Source organism: Arthrobacter sp. R3-55 (assembly GCF_054161505.1).
Window position 1 is genome coordinate 2,778,631 of the sequence record NZ_CP096423.1, and the last position, 13,973, is coordinate 2,792,603.

Annotated in this window: 15 protein-coding genes, 1 pseudogene and 1 riboswitch; of the genes and pseudogenes, 6 read left to right on the top strand and 10 right to left on the bottom strand. The window is 60.5% G+C overall.

The features are described 5' to 3' along the window. Window positions 1–25: 25 nt before the first annotated feature. Window positions 26–182, bottom strand: a riboswitch (FMN riboswitch). A gap of 78 nt (window positions 183–260) precedes the next feature. From rpe to M1D51_RS12855, 6 genes are all read right to left on the bottom strand, one after another. Beyond that, entirely contained in the window at window positions 261–935 is a 675-nt protein-coding gene (gene rpe, locus M1D51_RS12830) for a ribulose-phosphate 3-epimerase (protein WP_172323889.1), read from the bottom strand. A gap of 46 nt (window positions 936–981) precedes the next feature. Then, a complete protein-coding gene (locus M1D51_RS12835) occupies window positions 982–2,523 on the bottom strand; it encodes an RsmB/NOP family class I SAM-dependent RNA methyltransferase (RefSeq protein WP_172323890.1) in 1,542 nt (513 codons plus the stop codon). Then, window positions 2,520–3,440 carry a methionyl-tRNA formyltransferase gene (gene fmt / locus M1D51_RS12840; protein WP_458106769.1) on the bottom strand — a complete coding sequence of 307 codons (921 nt, stop codon included), beginning with the start codon at window positions 3,438–3,440 and terminating at the stop codon, window positions 2,520–2,522. The genes M1D51_RS12835 and fmt overlap by 4 nt, the downstream gene beginning before the upstream one ends. Then, window positions 3,437–4,009, bottom strand: a complete 573-nt coding sequence (gene def / locus M1D51_RS12845; protein WP_458106770.1) for a peptide deformylase — start codon at window positions 4,007–4,009, stop codon at window positions 3,437–3,439. Before def ends, fmt begins: the two co-directional genes overlap by 4 nt. Window positions 4,010–4,067: 58 nt before the next feature. Beyond that, on the bottom strand, window positions 4,068–4,961 hold the full coding sequence (locus M1D51_RS12850) for a cytochrome (protein ID WP_458106771.1): 894 nt from the start codon (window positions 4,959–4,961) through the stop codon (window positions 4,068–4,070). A gap of 305 nt (window positions 4,962–5,266) precedes the next feature. Continuing rightward, on the bottom strand, window positions 5,267–5,569 hold the full coding sequence (locus M1D51_RS12855) for a hypothetical protein (protein WP_458109642.1): 303 nt from the start codon (window positions 5,567–5,569) through the stop codon (window positions 5,267–5,269). A 94-nt stretch (window positions 5,570–5,663) separates the two neighbouring features. Between M1D51_RS12855 and M1D51_RS12860 the strand changes: the two genes are divergently transcribed. After that, entirely contained in the window at window positions 5,664–6,251 is a 588-nt protein-coding gene (locus M1D51_RS12860) for a hypothetical protein (RefSeq protein WP_458109643.1), read from the top strand. A gap of 77 nt (window positions 6,252–6,328) precedes the next feature. Here M1D51_RS12860 and M1D51_RS12865 read toward each other — a convergent pair. Then, window positions 6,329–6,853, bottom strand: a pseudogene (locus tag M1D51_RS12865) (RNA polymerase sigma factor); the annotation flags it as partial. A 6-nt stretch (window positions 6,854–6,859) separates the two neighbouring features. Between M1D51_RS12865 and M1D51_RS12870 the strand changes: the two are divergent. From M1D51_RS12870 to M1D51_RS12880, 3 genes are all read left to right on the top strand, one after another. Continuing rightward, on the top strand, window positions 6,860–7,018 hold the full coding sequence (locus tag M1D51_RS12870) for a hypothetical protein (RefSeq protein ID WP_458106772.1): 159 nt from the start codon (window positions 6,860–6,862) through the stop codon (window positions 7,016–7,018). A gap of 280 nt (window positions 7,019–7,298) precedes the next feature. Beyond that, window positions 7,299–7,709: a response regulator transcription factor gene (locus tag M1D51_RS12875; RefSeq protein ID WP_458106773.1), complete on the top strand. Its 411-nt coding sequence runs from the start codon at window positions 7,299–7,301 to the stop codon at window positions 7,707–7,709. A 16-nt stretch (window positions 7,710–7,725) separates the two neighbouring features. After that, entirely contained in the window at window positions 7,726–8,019 is a 294-nt protein-coding gene (locus tag M1D51_RS12880; protein WP_458106774.1) for a hypothetical protein, read from the top strand. A 65-nt stretch (window positions 8,020–8,084) separates the two neighbouring features. Here M1D51_RS12880 and M1D51_RS12885 read toward each other — a convergent pair whose 3' ends face one another. From M1D51_RS12885 to M1D51_RS12895, 3 genes are all read right to left on the bottom strand, one after another. Beyond that, window positions 8,085–9,602, bottom strand: a complete 1,518-nt coding sequence (locus tag M1D51_RS12885; protein WP_458106775.1) for a hypothetical protein — start codon at window positions 9,600–9,602, stop codon at window positions 8,085–8,087. A gap of 806 nt (window positions 9,603–10,408) precedes the next feature. Then, window positions 10,409–11,035 carry a response regulator gene (locus M1D51_RS12890; RefSeq protein WP_172324959.1) on the bottom strand — a complete coding sequence of 209 codons (627 nt, stop codon included), beginning with the start codon at window positions 11,033–11,035 and terminating at the stop codon, window positions 10,409–10,411. Beyond that, complete coding sequence (locus M1D51_RS12895) at window positions 11,032–12,228, bottom strand: sensor histidine kinase (protein WP_458106776.1); 1,197 nt, start codon at window positions 12,226–12,228, stop codon at window positions 11,032–11,034. The genes M1D51_RS12890 and M1D51_RS12895 overlap by 4 nt, the downstream gene beginning before the upstream one ends. 153 nt (window positions 12,229–12,381) lie before the next feature. On the opposite strand from M1D51_RS12895, the gene M1D51_RS12900 reads away from it, so the two are divergent. Together M1D51_RS12900 and M1D51_RS12905 are read left to right on the top strand one after the other, a co-directional pair. Further along, on the top strand, window positions 12,382–13,065 hold the full coding sequence (locus M1D51_RS12900) for a DUF3060 domain-containing protein (RefSeq protein ID WP_458106777.1): 684 nt from the start codon (window positions 12,382–12,384) through the stop codon (window positions 13,063–13,065). A 77-nt stretch (window positions 13,066–13,142) separates the two neighbouring features. Beyond that, a complete protein-coding gene (locus tag M1D51_RS12905; RefSeq protein WP_458106778.1) occupies window positions 13,143–13,781 on the top strand; it encodes a hypothetical protein in 639 nt (212 codons plus the stop codon). The last annotated feature ends 192 nt before the right edge of the window (window positions 13,782–13,973 follow it).

The window sequence follows — 13,973 nt, forward strand, 5'->3', positions numbered from 1 at the left end:
CAAAAGGAACGCCCAAGGCATGACTGTACGTGCTTCTCCCATCCAGACTTTAACTGTCGGTACCGGAATTCCACCGGTTCAACCGTCTGCCATCGAGGGTCCAATTACTTGGAATCGCGATGGCTCGCGGGTCGCGGACTATAACCGCCGGTTCGGACTTACACCGACCCCGGAGCACGTATGTGTGTTGTTATTCTGCCACAACTACCAAGATGCCCGGGCTATTCCCGGGCCATCTTCGTAACATGTGGTGACGGTCGTCAAGCGAACGTTGCTGTGACAGCCTGTCCCGCTGCACGGAGGCGATCGATCGCCGCCGCGGGGTCCTGGTGCCCATAAACGGCCGAACCTGCCACGAACACATTGGCGCCTGCTTCTGCGGCCCTGATGATGGTTTCCTCGGTGATGCCCCCATCCACTTGGATGGCGACACCGATCCCGGAACCCTCTACTGCTGCCCGGGCACGCCTGATCTTGGGCAAGGTGATATCCAGGAAGGATTGCCCCCCGAATCCGGGCTCCACCGTCATGATCAACAGCATGTCCAACTCGCTGAGCATGTCCAGGTACGGCTCCACCGGCGTGGCCGGGCGCAAGGCCATTCCCGCTTTGGACCCCCGCGCACGCAATTCGCGTGCCAGCTTGACCGGCGCCATGGCAGCTTCGGCATGGAACGTCACTGAAGCAACGCCGGCGTCTGCGTACGCAGGTGCCCAGCGGTCGGCGTCGGAAATCATCAAGTGGGCATCCAACGGAACCGGGCTGACCGCCTGGATCCGCTGCACCACCGGCAGGCCCAACGTCAGGTTGGGGACAAAGTGGTTGTCCATGACGTCCACATGGACGGCATCGGCATTGCTGATCCGCTGCAGTTCCGCCTCAAGATTGACGAAATCAGCAGACAGGATGCTCGGGTTGATACAGCACTGAGACAAGGCAGCCCCTCTGGGTCGGTGGAAACAGAAAGCCGGATTCCGGCAGTTACGGCTTTTTGCGGATGATGGCCATGAACATGGCGTCCGTTTGGTGGACGTGCGGCCACAACTGGGCTGTTTGCTCATGACCGGCGCCCAAGCGGCCGGTGAGGCTGACGTCGTCGAGCGCCTGCCCGGCGTCGAGCAATTCCAGATCCGCACGTTTGGACATGACGTCACTGACAACAGCAGTGGTCTCGGCCGGATGCGGCGAGCATGTCACATAGGCAACCACGCCGCCGGGCTTCACGGCATCAATCGCGGACTTCAGGAGGTCGCGCTGCAACGGACCGAGGTCGCCGATGTCCTTGGGTGATCGCCGCCACCGCGATTCCGGCCGCCTGCGCAACGCCCCCAACCCACTGCAGGGAACATCGACCAGCACGCGGTCGAAAGCCTCCGCCTGCTCCGAACCGACCTCGCGTCCATCACCGGTCCGAACCGACCACGTGTCTTCCGGAACTGCCGACAATGCCTGCTGGACAAGCTTGGCCCTGTGCGGCGCGGGCTCGTTGGCCAACAAAGTAGCGCCGTCCCGGTGCGCCAAAGCGGCCAGGAGCGCCGCTTTGCCTCCAGGACCGGCGCACAAGTCCAGCCAGCGTTCACCTCCGGAAGAGGCTCCGCGAAGATCCACGCCGGCCAACGCCCGGGCAACCAACTGGGATCCGACGTCCTGGACACGGGTGGTGCCGCGGCGGACCGATTCCAGGCGGCCGAGATCACCGCCGGCGGACAGGGCGGAGTCTTCCACCAGTTCGCCTGCGGTGGCCCCGTTATCGAACGCCTCATCCAGGTTTCCCAAACCGGGCAAAGCCACAAGATTAACCACAGGAGCGGCGTTGTCCGCCTCCAGCAGGTCATCGATTTCCGACTTCGGGCGGCCGTGGTTGACCAATGACTGGCGCAGCGCGCGGACAATCCATTCAGGGTGGGCGTGCCGGAGCGCTGCGATCTTTGTTTCGTCAGTCTCGTTGGCCAGGAGGATGTCCAGCCACTCACCCATGCTGTGGGCGGTGACCTTGCGAAGGACCGCGTTAATCAGGGCTGACGGACCTGCGCCGATGACGGCGCGCGCCAAGCCAACGGTCTGGTCCAGTGCCGCGTGCGCCGGAACACGCATTGACAGTAACTGATGGGCGCCGATCCGCAAGGCATCCAGGATGGCAGGGTCCAACTGCTCAAGGGGGCGGTCCACGCAGCGGGCCAAAATGGCGTCATAGGTGCCTTGGCCTCGCAAAGCGCCGTAGCTCAATTCGGTGGCAAAGCCGGCGTCCCGGCGGTCCAAGCGGTGTTCCCGGATGCGGGCCGGGAGCACCAGGTTGGCGTAGGCATCCTCGGAAGCAACAGCACGGAGCACTTCGAACGCCACCAGCCGCGCCGGATCAGCCCGACGCGTACGCTGCGACGGAGCATTGTTGGTGAATCCCCGCTGGGGACCCCGGTTACGCTCGCGCCCCTGGGCGTTGCGCCGGCTTTCGCCGCGGTTGCCTTGTCCGCCGCCGTCCCGGTTCCCGCTGTTGTTGGGGCCTCGCCGGCCGGACTCACTCATTCGAATACCACTCTCTCAGGTGTTGCCAAGCCGCGGGCCCAGTCAGCCGACGACATCATTTTCTTACCTGCCGGCTGGATCCTGCAAAGCTCAACGGCATGGGATCCGGTGCCAACAAGAACAGTCTTTCCATCCACCCTGATACTGCCCGGAGCCAAGTCCTTGACGTCGGGACGGAGCTTCACTGGTTCAAGCTTGACTCGCTGGCCGTCCAGCGTAGTCCATGCTCCCGGCTCGGGTGTTACACCACGGGCACGACGATTGATGGCGAGGGCAGGCAGTTGCCAGTCCAGGCGGCCATCCTCCAGTGTCAGTTTGGGCGCCAGGGAGACTTCCCCGGTTTGCGGCTGGGGGGCAGCCTGCCCGGCGTCGATCGTCGAAAGGGTCTGGCTGAGCAGCACGGCCCCGCTGATGGAAAGGCGCTCCAGCAGTTCCCCGGCAGTATCGTCCGCTCTGACAGCTTCTGTGAGGGTACCGAAGACGGGCCCGGTATCGAGGCCTTCTTCCAACTGGAACGTCACGGCACCAGTAATTTCGTCGCCGGCAATGATGGAGCGCTGAACGGGGGCAGCGCCCCTCCACGCAGGCAGGAGGGAGAAATGAAGATTGACCCACCCATGTGTCGGGACTGACAAAGCCGGTTTCGGAACAATTCCACCGTAGGCAACAATCGCGGCAACATCGGGGGCAATCTCCGAGATCCGGGCCGTAGTGTCCGCATCTACTTTGGCGGCACGGATGACCTCGATACCCAGTTCCGTTGCCCGCGCCGCGACCGGCGATGGCGTCATGACCCGCTTCCTGCCTACCGGTGCGTCCGGGCGCGTCAGGACAGCAACGACGTCGAATCCTGCTTTGACCAAGGCATCCAATGAGGGGACGGCCACGGCGGGAGTTCCTGCGAAAAGGACCCTCACTCCGGAACTCCGAAGCTGCCGCCACCAAAACTTGATCCCACGCTGGTGGCACGCTGGGACGTGGTCTTCTCCGTAATGGCGTGGTAATTGGCGTTTCGGATGGCGCGGAGAGCTGCCTTACGGTCCTCCCCTTCCAATCTGTCCGTGTACAGAATGCCGTCCAGGTGATCGGTCTCATGCTGGAAACACCGGGCAAGCATGCCCTCGGCTTCCACTGAGACCGGGTTGCCGTTCACGTCGACACCGGTCGCCTTGGTTTTCCGGAAACGGCGCACCGGGAAGCCCAAGCCGGGAATCGAGAGGCACCCCTCTACTTCGTCCGGCTGGAAGTCGTCGCTGTTCTCCAGGACAGGGTTGATGATGTGGCCTTCCACTCCCCCGATCCGGTAGGTAAAGACGCGCTGGCTGACGCCGATCTGCGGTGCAGCCAGGCCGGCACCTTCGACGTCTTCCATGGTTTCGGTCATGTCAGCTACCAGCTTGGCGAGCTCCGGACCGAAATCGGTGACAGGGTCCGCTACGGTGCGCAACACCGGATCCCCGATGATTCGGATACTCAAAATTGCCATGCTGTCAGTCCTCACTATCGTCCAACCCGGCCCCGGGTGTTGCGGAGCCTAAGCCAGTTTAGTTGAGTCCATCGCCGCTGCCGCTGTTCGCGGCTCCGGCACCAACCGCCGCGAACACGGGCGGAGCGATGGGCAACAATGCCTGTCCTGCCGCAGTGACGTCTGCCGACATTTCCCAGACACGCCGAAGTGCGCAAAACTTCCACCAATGATGCTTAAGGATCTCCGGATTGGCCCGCATCGGCCGCACTTCAGTTTCTCCGATGGCCACAGCGAGCAGCATGGGGTTATCTCCGTACTTCCACGGCTCCCATTCACCAGCCACGGGATCCACCAGGCTTTCCTCGGCCTTCATTCCGGCGGCGAGCTGCATGACCACTTTGTCGTCCAGGGCCTTGACCGTTCCGTCCCTGGTGGTGCCCTTGGTCTTGTAGTCGATCAGGCAGATACGCCCGTTGATCCGGGCTACAAGGTCAAGTGTCCCGGCGTAGCCCACCGTCTTGTTCCACACGGTGATCTCCGGGGCCAACGGCTCAACCCTGTAAAGCTCCCACCATTCGTCAAACCGGGCGGCGAAGGCCTGCTCACCATGGGCTGCGAGATCGTCCCGGCATTCCTGCATCCGGTGAGGGCGGCCCAGGGCACGCAGGGCCACCTGCTCGCAGTAGGTGTGGACCCGGTCACCGCGCTCCGCCGCCGCATCGCGGTAAATCTCCGCCGCTTTGGCGGCCTTGCTGATGGCCTGCCGGGTCTTGGCCGGACTCCCCAGAATTGCTGGAAGCTCCGGATCCGCAGCGAGGCTGCTCGCACCCATGTAACTGAACCAACCATCCAGCGAGTGTGCCTGTTGACCAATCACCGTAGTGATGGAAGGCACCGAAAATTGCTCCGTGGTGGAGCGGGCATACATCCGGCCGTATTCAGTAGCATGGGCAAGCAGTGGAGCAGTCATATAAAGACTGTGTCATACAGGACCGACAGAATTCTCCGCCGGGAAGATCATTGCGAGTTGCTCCGGGGACAGGCGGGCCAGCTTCCCCGCAAGGATCGGAGCCGTCTCCGCCAGTTCTTTGCAAGGTAACTTGGGGCCAGGCATGATTTGGGGCCTTTGGGGTTCATGATCAGCGTGCACGTTGACGAAGTGCCCTGAAGAAGGGTTTCGTGACGGAAAATCCTCGCTGGATTGCACCGAGGTACTGAACAGCACGGCCTCCGGCAACGAACCCGGATCAGCTTCGCCGGGATGCAAGCCCTGGATCAGAAGGTGTTCACGAACGTCGTGGACGTCATCCCACTGCCGCTGAAAATGTAAGTCATCGTCGTTTCTTTGTTCGGGTCGCTGCGCGTCACTCCTAAACGGAACTCGAGCGCTCCCGGGTCCACCGCCGTGCTGCTGCACTGTAACGCTGGAATGTCATCGTCTTCCTTCTTACAGTCCCAGCCGGATGGCTCAATCACCTTCCCCGGGATCATTCCGGCTCCCTCAGACAGGCTGAAGGTCACCTCAGCAGATGCAAGCATCCTCTCCTCGCCAAGACGGAAGACGATTTTCACGTTCACGTCGGAAGCCGTGGTGCCTGGTTCGGCCGAAAAGTCGGCCGCTACATCCGGCGTGGAATTGGTTCGGGTCGGGGTTGGAGAAGGGGGCGTGGACGTGGGCGACGACGTTGGACTGCCCGACGTCGTCACACCGGGGGTGGCGGACGGGGACGGTGCAGGTGATGGCGGCGCCGGAAGAAGAGGCGGTATCGACGACGACGAAGGGGCAATGCTCGGAAGGACCCGCGGCAAGGACGGCGGGTCCTCGGGCAAGAGGGTTCCTGGCAGAGCAGGGCCGGAGGGAGTGGGCTGTGGCCGGAATACCACCCAGATCGAAGGAAGTGCCGGGACCGTGCCGGTCACTCCTGGATGTGGTCGGCCCCCTTGGCCGGGGATGGCCGTTGGACCCAGTGTTGGGGTTGCGACTGGTCCCGGCACTTTCCGGGACGGCACCGTCTGGGCCGTTTGGGTCTCCGCCGCAAACATGCCGGCAGCGCCCATGGCTACGATTGCTATAGAGCTCACGCCGGCCGCCACCAGCACTCCAACAGCCACCTTCACGGGCAGAGCCGTCCCGCTTAAGGCCGCACCAGCTTTGGAAGTCACACCAGCAATACCGGAGGCTGATGCCAAGGCTGGAATCGCGGAACTGAAGGCCATTCCTGTCATCAAGGGGAAAAGCACAGACCTCATCGCCGATTGAACATCGTGGAGGTCCAGCAACAGGGCCGTACACTTTGAGCACCCCTCCAAATGGGCCTGAACCTTCCGCTCGGATCGTGGGCTGAGTCCCTTGCGGGAATACACTCCGAGCTGGGAAGAGTACTCCTCACAGTCCTCGCCTACAGAGGTTGCGACATGATTTTGCAGGTAGGCCTGACGCAATCCTTCTCTTGCCCGCAGGGCAAGAGCGGAAACGCCGTTTGGGCTGAGCCCGAGCATCGGCGATGCCGCCCTGGGTTTCATGCCTTCAATATCGACGTACCATAAAACGGCCTGCCACCGTTCCGGCAAGGACTTGAAAGCTTGGGCCACTGCCGCTGTTTCGAACTCAGCCAGGACCGAATCCTGATGGTAATGCGCACTATCCAGAAGATAGGACTCATCAGTGGGCCGCGTTCGTGAACCCGAACGGTTGGCCCTGTAAGCCGTTCTACGGACCGCTGTCAGTAAATAGGCGCGGAAGAAGGTATCCGGCCCCTTACCCTGGGTCAGCGATTCCAGCACTGATGCAAAAGCGTCTGCTACAACATCATCAACATCAGCACGGTTATCCACTTGGGCAGCGGCGACGTGCCTCGCCATGACGCGGTGTCGTCCATAGAGAGCATCAAAGGCCACGGTGTCACCGGAGCGCACTTGCTCAACGAGTTGTTCATCGCTTACATCCGCTCCCGCCAGGTCCACACCAGCACTACCGTGCCGCCCAATACCCGGTCTTGGATCCGCCCCCATGGCGCTGCCTACTGACGGACACGACAAGATGAACGGATACCCGGAGCAAAAACAATTTCCGGGACGGGAGAGCCACGCTGCTGCAGCCCTCGCGCGGTCGCCATGTCCAGGGACCGTGCTCCATCACCCAGACTAGAGGGGTCACTCCGTCAAGAAAATAGCGAGTCGAAGTTTCCTTCCCTTTGCTGAGTCGGAGCAGCGACTGATAGAGACGGGAACCGGAAGTAGCAACTCCCGCGAGCCACAGATGTACCGAGCCGTCCCGCACGTAAGCTTGTCCCGAAAGGGGACCTCCGTGAATTCACCAAAGACCTGCGTAGTCATTGAGGACGATGCTGATATCCGCGACCTCATAGCGCTGATCCTCACTGACGCCGGCTTCGAGGTCCACGCCTGCGAAACAGGGCATGACGGGGTGGTCGAAGCCGAACGACTCAACCCGGACCTCATCACTCTTGATGTGGGTCTCCCTGATATGGATGGCCGCGAGGCTGCACGCCTGATTGCCGCCGTTTCACAGGCCCCGATATTGATGATCACAGCTTTCGCTGAACTGGATGATGAACTACACGCCATCGCCTCCGGAGCCACGGCATACCTCATTAAGCCATTCCGTCCCCGCCAACTACGCGAACTCGCACTGCAACTGAGTCCCCAGCACACAGCCTCGAGCACCGTCCAGCCGAATCCGTGCAGCCAGTCCTGAAGGACATGCCGGGCGAGTGATTCCCGGTACGCGCACTGGAGTGCTCCCTCGGGAAGTACTCCAACGAGAATTGGGCGTCGATTCCGGGCTTGTTGCCTCGCGGGTCCTGCCTGTGCCAACCCTCTTCGAGGTCGATCGCTACGAGACCGTGCAGGACATGGCCGCCGTCTTGGCCCGCCAGGAGCTGATAGCACAAGCCTGCAGGGATGCCTTGGCTCCTGAGAAGCGCAGCGAGGAGGTTCGACTTGGCGTAGATCTTTTCCGAGCGCCACGATCGCTGGATGGCACGAGTTTCATATTCCGCTTCTGAGGACCTCGCGCCGGCTAGTGGAAAGCACTCCGCCGGGACCCCACGACGATTGCCGAGAGAAAAGCTCACGCCCGACTCCGCTGAACCCAACCCCGCCAGCCAAGCCCGTCGTTGTATTTGATGTTCGTGAACGGCGCGCCGGCAGCATCGAGACGATCTGCTTCCACAGCAAATACGTTGTCAAGTTCAACGCATGTAAGCCTGACTATTCCGCCGGGGAAAGGGTTGTAGGTATAACTCGGGCCCATCATGATGTACGTTCCAGCGGCATCAATCTCATTGATGGTCAGCGGCGCCTTGCGCACAGCGTCGCCCAGCGGCTTGCCATTGGCCAGAATCCAATTCTGGGCAATGGCACTATGGGGCGTGTCCGGTGCGAGAATTCCCTTTACGCGTGTCCCATCGTATCCATCGGAGTGCGTCACGGAGATGTTGTTGGCCAGTGTCCCAAACGTGGCATCGACACTAAGCGCATAGGCCTGTTGGCCCAGGCCTACCCCGGCCTGTTGACCCGCAGTTCGCGAGGTGACAGAGAGATTGTTGTACTTGGACTTCCCCACCAACCTCACGGCAGGATGGTCCGCCGGAGTTGGTTTCGCCGAAGCAGCACCGCCGTTCCACGCGGCGTCGTTGGCAAAGTTGTTCGGAACCTGGCCCCATCCATCCGGATTGGAGATCTTGGCTATGTCAGCGATCATGTTGTTGGCAACCGACGCGATCTGGCCGTTGACGCTTTCTGCGTCCTCAAGCCAAAAACCTTCGCCTCCGCAGTTCTGGGCTTCCGTCGACGAGAATTCGCAGCAACCACCGATGATCTTGTAGCCAATCGAAGCTCGCCGCACCTTCACCCCGCCCCCGCCGATCTGCCACCGATCAAGCACCTGGCCGCACCAGAAGGCCTTCGTGTTGGTGAATCGAGTCGAGCCGTTCTGTTGCAGAAATCCGTGGTACTCGGAATTGGCTACGGTTACTTCACTCAAGTAGGTGTCATAACCCACGGTGAACCCGTTGCCGCCGGCATTCTGGGACACGACGTTACGAAAACGTATTTCACCGCCGACCTTGTTGGTCATGGCGGCACTGCCATAAGGGTTCACGATAAAGATGTTCTCAAAGCTGGAGTACGTATCTCCATACGGGGACGCGTTAGGCGCAGTGTAGTCGGGGACCATCAGTATTCCGTGCGAGTTGTACTGCCAGTTGTCAGGATTTGCCGGATGACGGTTGGCCAGGTTTCCGGGGTCCCTAGGGCTCAACAGGTCAACACCAGGTCCCGAAAAATTCAATGCCTCCGGGAAACTCTGCCCCCAACGGTTGCCGTTAATCCTCAGATCGCGAACATCGTGGTAGTTGCTTCCCGGTTTATTGACAAAGACAGAACAGTTGGCGCCGTCCATCAACATGAAAGTAGTTTTGTTCCACCCCAACCCCCATATTGCAACCTCCGACAACATAACTATGGGCTTCTTCACGCCATAACCAACGAGTTGATTCACGTCGCCCTCGAAAATGGCAATGCCCCCACCCAGAGTCGCGACCTGCTGGAGAAACGCATTAATCTCATCCGACTGGTCAATGGCCACAGTGTCGAGGGGCGCTCCGACCGCCTGGACATTGGGCTTCCCCTGCATCCCCCTGCTGTATCTTCTGCGATCGGTTTCCGAGAGGTCCACGGTAATGATCGGCATTGTCGCGCGGGGAAGGATTCCAAAGTCCGAAGCGTAGTAGACCCGTTTGGCGTTCTTCGTCACAGCAGTAGCAGCAGCAGCGGGCGCTGTTCCCGCGAAAGCTGCTCCAGCAACCAAAGCAAGCCCACCGCCGGCCATCAGAGAACGTCTTCCAATCGTCGATTCCACAGTCTCTCCGCTTCTCGGCATGCGCAGTGACGGAAGCCTTCTCCCAGATGAGAGCCTGTGATCCACGTCGATTAGTTGCCTGCCTTTTATCTTTCAGTGGCGCACCAAGGCCGATCGTGACGTGGTTCACGACCGTTCTGTCGAAAGGACCTTGAACGAATCGGTCGTACTTCTGCCCGTCCCGCCAAAGGACACAAACCCAAAAAGTCACGAAGACTGCCGCAATGCGCGGGGTGACCCATAGGGGTAGCAGCTCTGGGTCCGCGGCTTCAGCCATTTTCTTTTGGCACCAGCTTGAACTACCCGCTAAAGACTGCCTCAGGATCTACCCCCCGCCCCGATGCACGGCCACACCTAGGGCTCCACCACCGCAGAAAGTCACTGGCCCTGAATCAGATGCTCAGCGAATCCTTGATGCCTGGCTGCACGTGACGAAGCAGAGCTGAAGATCGATCAAGCTGCGGCTAATTAATGCATGAAGGCCTGCGGCAGCATCAGTGACGCGTTCGCCTGCCCCGGCGCCCCATGATTCGTCAGAGGTCTTCTTCCCGAAGCCGTTCGCGAAGCTCAAGTTTTGTCCTCGTCGGCCATCCAGCGTCGGTGTACTTGCGTTTGACACGTTCCAGGTATTCCCTGGCCGTTCCATAGGCCACGCCCGCTTGGCGGGCCGTCGCGGCCAGAGTGGCGCCGGAGGCGTAAATACGAAGCACCGTGGATTCCTGGGCAGAAAGTCGGGGCCGCTGCGGCCGCGCGTCGGTGCTGAGCAGGAAAGCCAGTTCCGGGCTGACTGCGAGGTCGCCTTGGGCCGCCGCCCGGATGAAGTCAACCAGGTTGGGCAAGTCATTGTCCTTGGTGATGTAACCGGAAGCACCCGCTTCAATGGTTGCCAGCACGTGTTCCTGATCAGGAATGGTTGAAACCACCAGAATCGCCGCTCCGGTTTGGAGTAACTCCCGAACATTGTTGCCGGGATTGCTCCCATCCCGAAGATTCAGATCCAGCAATATGACATCAACGACCACCTTTTCCTGAAGATACTCGGCCACGGTGGACGCCATCCTGACCAGCAGTACATCCTTCAAAGGTTTCAGCCACGACGCAAGGCCCTGCAGGAGCATCCTGTCATCATCAATCGCGCCAATCCGGACAACACCGCTCATGCCGGCCACCTCAATTCCACGCTGGTCCCTTGCCCGGCTTGGCTCTCAACGACCGCGCTACCCCCAATTTCCGACATTCTTGCAATAATCGAACCGCTCAGTCCAAGTCCGGGTGAGTTTGTGCCCATGTCGAATCCCCGCCCACGATCCGTCACGGTGACTGTGACTCCGCCATTTCCGGCCGGATCGCCTCGCCCTGTGACCCACGCCTGGCTCTGTCCGGAATGCTTCAGGACGTTGTTCAACGCCTCCCGGCTGGCATCCCGAATCGTCGCGACAACCTCATCGGGGACGGTTGCCGGCATGTCGGCAACCTGGTGGTGGACCCTCAGGCCGAGTACCGCTTGTTCCCGGCCGAGAGCCGCAAGTTCGCCTTGGAGCCTGTTTACTGCTGACCGGTCCGCCGAGGAGATGATCGAGCGCAGATACTCCGCGTCAGCTGCGCAGCGACGTTGGACCAGAGGGTCCGAAGCATCGAGACTACCCCGGGCAAGTGCGCTGAGGGTAGAAAGAACAGTGTCGTGCAACGTTCGGTATTGCCTGGTCCGTTCGCTGCCTTGCGCCTCCGCTGAGCGGCGCCACATAAGAGCTTCCTCCAATGCCTGTGCGGCGTGGCCGGTACTCGCCCGCAATACGCGCATCCGGTGTCCCATTAGTGCTCCCACGGCGGCCAGGACAAGAAGCATGACCAGGGTGGAAAAATAGTTTGCCACCACTGCGGGATGTTGCGACATGGCAACGGAGGCGCCTGCACCAATACCGGCTGACAGCATCAACCAGGCCAGGAGAACCTGCCGCACCGGAAACAATAGCGCCACCGAAAGCATGCTTCCCAGCGCCAATGGAACCGCGGAATTTGACCAGCTCAAAGCGTCCCAGGAATAACATGCCAGTCCTGCAGCGACGGCAGCACTGGCATTAATGGAAACGTCGGCCCACAGTGACCATACCGGAATGTCATTGCGGCTGAGCACGATAGTCACCCAGATCAACGACCAAAGGGTTTGAAGAACCATAGTGACCGTTGCCAAAGTCTGGTTTTCAATGCCGGCAGTCAGTCCGAGCAAAATGCATGCCGGCCACAGCAATAGCTGAGCTAACCGCAGGACAGCAATACCCTGTATCAGGAACTTCCGGTCCCGCATCATTGCATCCCTCGCCGCTGCAAGGATCTCTTCCCCGGTTTTGTCCATGGAACGCAATGCTACCCATGGCCGTCCCCGCATGCTGTCGGCAGTTCTGCTGACAGCACTTTTCCCGACATGACAGCACTGGCCGGAACTGCGATGGTTACCTCACAACACTAACGGTGCGGCCCAACGGAATAGATCAAGGAATAAGCAATCATGGAACGATTCGGTTACCGAAGAATCTTGGTGGCCTTGCCATTAGTCCTGGCCAACGCAGGAGCAGCCGTTGCTCTTTCTGCATGCGGAGCCGGCGGCGCGCCGCTCGGAGCAGCCGCAGCGGACGCGCCTGTCAGCCCCTCACCCCAACTGGATTCATCAGGCCCCGTGGAACCCACGCCACCAGCTTCCGCCGCGGCCAACTCCAGTCCCGAACCAGAGGTCATCATCCCCACCGCGGGACCAGCAGCGCTACAGGTGTCCAGTGGAACAACCCACACGGTCACAGGCGAGATTGTCACCGCCGAATTGCACTGTTCAGGTGGCGACGTTGTTGTCGAAGGAACAGGAAATACTGTAAAGATTTCCGGTGACTGTACCTCAATCAGCGTCATGGGGAACTCAAATACGGTTCAGGCCTCAGATGCCGCAAGCATTCACATCGACGGTGTCGGAAACTTCCTGACCGGAGGCACGTTTGAGAACGTGACCATCCTCTCGGGGCCCAATTCGATGCACAACCGCAGCACAGGTGTGCTGACCATGGAAGGCCAAGGCAACGGGGTCAAAACCGGCCCGCTGAAGAATGCCAATGTCAGCGGTACCTCGAACTCGGCTCGCTACGCCGGTGGCGCCCCCATCACTTCGGTTACAGGTATTGGGAACAGCGTAAGCCCTCATTAGCTGCCGCCTGCCCGCAGACAAAACACCAGCGCTATCACAGTGCTTATTGGATTCCCGCTACAAGAAGGAGAACCACCTTGAAGAAGACCAAAGGTCCCGCCATTATTGCCCTGGCGGTATCCATAACTTTCGCCCTGGCAGCATGCGGCGCGGGAGGCAGCCCGGCAGGCCCAAAATCCAGCCCCACGAGTTCGGGGCCTGCAGCCTCAGAGAAAACCGAAACAGCCGGGACGTCCGCACCGCCACCGGCAAAGACCATCACGCCACCCGAGACACAGGGTGCACTGAGTTCGTTGCCGAATGGCGGCCAGTGGCTGTACGCCCTCAAGCACGAATCCACAAGGCCTGTGGGCGAAACCACTGCAGTCCTCGAAGGTGATGCATCGGGTACCCTTTACGCCAATTCAACATCCCAGTTCATGGGTTGCGAGGGAACAGCCGACGAGACAAGCTACCAACTTGATGGGGCATTCAGCATCCTGAAAGCCCAAGTGGGTCTTCGCACGGGCACCCCCGCAGGAATCAAAGCCATTGTTGATGTCTATGTCGACGACGCACTCATCAGCCGCCTTCAAATCGACAGCGACGGCGGCGCGCCTCTGCAAGTTGTTCTCACAGGAGGCCAAAGGCTGACTTTCAGTGTCTCAAAAGGCACAGGCGAGTGCTCATACTCCGAGCAAGGCTACCTCGTCTTCGGTGATGCCCAAGTTTCCTGACCCTGGTGTCCATACTCGGTCGGGTCGGGGGCCACAGGCTCACGGCTGCTCTCCAGCCGCTGACTCGATGGCGATATTCAATAGCACCAGATTGAAGTACACGCTGCGGCTGTCCCCGGAATCAAAACCCCCGAGCCGATGAACCGCCACAGCTCAGCCTCGGGCAAAAGCCGTTACGTTGCTGATCCGCAG

Bases quoted from the DNA above. Each gene is read 5' to 3' on its own strand.
- M1D51_RS12900 (WP_458106777.1), top strand. From the start codon at position 12,382: ATGGAACGATTCGGTTACCGAAGAATCTTGGTGGCCTTGCCATTAGTC.
- M1D51_RS12890 (WP_172324959.1), bottom strand. From the start codon at position 11,035: ATGAGCGGTGTTGTCCGGATTGGCGCGATTGATGATGACAGGATGCTC.
- M1D51_RS12850 (WP_458106771.1), bottom strand. From the start codon at position 4,961: ATGACTGCTCCACTGCTTGCCCATGCTACTGAATACGGCCGGATGTAT.
- def (WP_458106770.1), bottom strand. From the start codon at position 4,009: ATGGCAATTTTGAGTATCCGAATCATCGGGGATCCGGTGTTGCGCACC.
- M1D51_RS12895 (WP_458106776.1), bottom strand. From the start codon at position 12,228: ATGGACAAAACCGGGGAAGAGATCCTTGCAGCGGCGAGGGATGCAATG.
- M1D51_RS12835 (WP_172323890.1), bottom strand. From the start codon at position 2,523: ATGAGTGAGTCCGGCCGGCGAGGCCCCAACAACAGCGGGAACCGGGAC.